Raw genomic sequence first — 2,581 nt, 5'->3', positions numbered from 1 at the left:
CTCCATTTTCATGTATGATAAAGTCAAAAGATATCTGTCCTGAGAAATTCAGTTTTTCAACCACAACCTGTGCAAACCGTTCAATATCAGGTCTGCTTTCATGTTTGAATGAGAGAGTTGCACCTAAACCTGCTGTGAATTCACTTTTGTAAGTAGAATGCGCAAGTACTTTTCCATCATTGGCAATGGTATATGAACAATATTGCTTGCCTACGATTTTTTCTTGAACAAGCCAGCTTCCATCCTTTTTTATATGGTTAGGTATTTGCCCAACAGATTGTAGAAAAATTATGGATTCAGAGAATCTCGAATAGACCTTTTTTAAAAGAGCAGATTCGTCTTCAAATTGATCCAAATTTACATGATTAGATAGCAAAGCTGTCCTTGGCACTTCAAAACCCAAGTTCTTCACAAGTTGAATAAACTCATATTTATTATGTAGAAGGTTTAATTTTGCAAAGTCATCAACAAACACATGACAAAACGGGGTCAGTTGATCTTTATATCTAGAAATATAAAAAATTTCTTCAGATGTTGGAATGATTAATGAAATTTTTTGTTGCTCAATTATGTTGATTAAGGACTTTATAAAACTTTTCGTATCTTTCTTGGGTGAAGGAGTAAAGATGAATTTTTTTATACTATTAGAAACCTTTGTTAATGGATATGAAATACAATCAGTTGCATAAACTTCGAACCCTGCCTGACTCATTAACCGACACAAATGGAGAGCAACAGGGGCTCTGGCACCAGTTACTAAAACTCTTTTTCTAGTATTCAATTAAGATACCTCCAATAGAAAGCCCAGCCGAAGTCCCTAACAGTAAAATAGTATCACCTCTATTAATACGACCTTGATTTACCGCTTCATGAAGAGCAAGCGGAATGGATGCTGCAATCATGTTCCCATACCGATCAATAATGTTCATAAATCGTTCTTCTTTTACACCTAGTTTTTTTCGAATAATCTTCATAGCAGATGCGCTTGCTTGATGAGGAATAACCATATTGATATCTGCAATTGTTAAACCAGTCCCTTTAAATAATCGATCCAAAAAATCTGGTAAAAGTTTATACGATAATTTAAAAATAGCTCTTCCGTCCATATCAAATAAAAACTCTTCAGCTGTTTGTTCACTATAAATACGTGGATGAAGCTTTGTTCCTCCACCTCTTATTTCTGATAAATGAGCTCCCTCACTATATGTTTCCATATGTGAACTCAAAATTTTGGAAGTATTGGTTGCAGCTGATAAAACCATCGCTACTGCTCCATCACCAAATAATATACTACTCTCACGTTGTTTCCAATTTAGTCCAACGGAAGAAATTTCAGAAGAGACGATTAACACGTTTTCATATTTACCAGCATGTACAGCATATGACACCATATCGAGTGCAGATACAAAGCTTAAACAGGTTGAATTAACATCAAAACAAGGAATTCCAGAGCTTTGAAGTCCCAAATGCTTTTGTATTAAAGAGGCATTACATGGAATAGCCTGCTCATTTGTCCCGCTTGCACTAATAATACAATCAATGTCAGATAGACAAAGACCTGCATTCTCAACTGCTTTTTTAGCCGCCTTTGCCCCCATATATGTAGCGGTTTCATCATTTACAAAATAGCGTTGTTTAACTCCTGATCTTTTCTCAGACCAACCTGGCTCTGCGCCAATCATTTTATCAATTTCTGTTGATTCTATTAATCTTTTTGGTAAATACGAACCCATGCCAACTATTTTCACTTTACGGTTCATTATGCTGCACCTCATTATTTAAAACGTACTTTTTTGTATGATCTAGGAATAATATCTTATGTCATTTTACCTCTTTTCTTAAAAATGGAAAATATATGTTCGATAACATTAAGAAATATTTTTAAAAATTCAAAATAACCTTTAGCTCTTTTTCGGCTAAAGGTTATTTTCTAGCGTATATCAATAAATAAGTAAAGCTGATAATCAATAGGAAAAGAAAAAGTTCGGACACTCTCACTTGTTTCAATATCACTATATACATCAGATAAAATCCCTTTGTTCTCCTCATCCATCCTTATAAGATTTTCAATAAAAAAGGGTCGCCAGCTCCAATTACTCCCTTTTAAAGCAGGTAAGAGCATCCAATCTTTATTAACTCTCATTCCGTTCGAAGTCATTTGGTACCCATTTTTATCCGTTATATAGATTCTAAAACACTCTTCTTCTAGGTTCACAGCTATCTTATATAACCATTCATCTAAATTATGATCAATTGGTACAGACTGTGTTAAAGAGTTTAATTTTTCATTTAACTGATGAGATAACTGATATTCTAACTTATACTTCTTACGTTCCAGTTCTATAAAATGATAGATATCTTTCTTAAATCGTTCTTTAAGGATGTTTTTTTCTATTAATATACCTTGAGGTTTTGAAAAGAAGTATCCTTGATAATACCTTGCATTTCTACTCCATGAATAGTAAAATTGATCACTATTCTCAATACCTTCGAACAATAACTCTGCCCCTATTTTTCTAGCTAGTAAAGATAACGAGTACAATACCCCATCATAAGACGTTGTTTGTTGATTGCTTTTTAA

3 protein-coding genes are annotated in these 2,581 nt (G+C 33.5%); all 3 read right to left on the bottom strand.

Going from position 1 to position 2,581, the window contains the following annotated elements:
* Window positions 1–781: ATP-grasp domain-containing protein (locus ACEWK1_RS27515; protein WP_416636869.1), on the bottom strand; the 781-nt coding region annotated here is incomplete at its 3' end.
* On the bottom strand, window positions 771–1,760 hold the full coding sequence (locus ACEWK1_RS27510) for a beta-ketoacyl-ACP synthase III (protein ID WP_121661524.1): 990 nt from the start codon (window positions 1,758–1,760) through the stop codon (window positions 771–773). The genes ACEWK1_RS27510 and ACEWK1_RS27515, both read right to left, overlap by 11 nt.
* A gap of 170 nt (window positions 1,761–1,930) precedes the next feature.
* The coding region (locus ACEWK1_RS27505; protein WP_416636868.1) for an EAL-associated domain-containing protein at window positions 1,931–2,581 on the bottom strand (651 nt) is incomplete at its 5' end.

The sequence above is a fragment of the Metabacillus sp. YM-086 genome (assembly GCF_048059995.1).
Lineage (GTDB): Bacteria > Bacillota > Bacilli > Bacillales > Bacillaceae > Metabacillus > Metabacillus litoralis_B.
The sequence above is the reverse complement of the archived record's forward strand: the minus strand, read 5'-3'. Positions and strand labels throughout refer to the sequence as shown.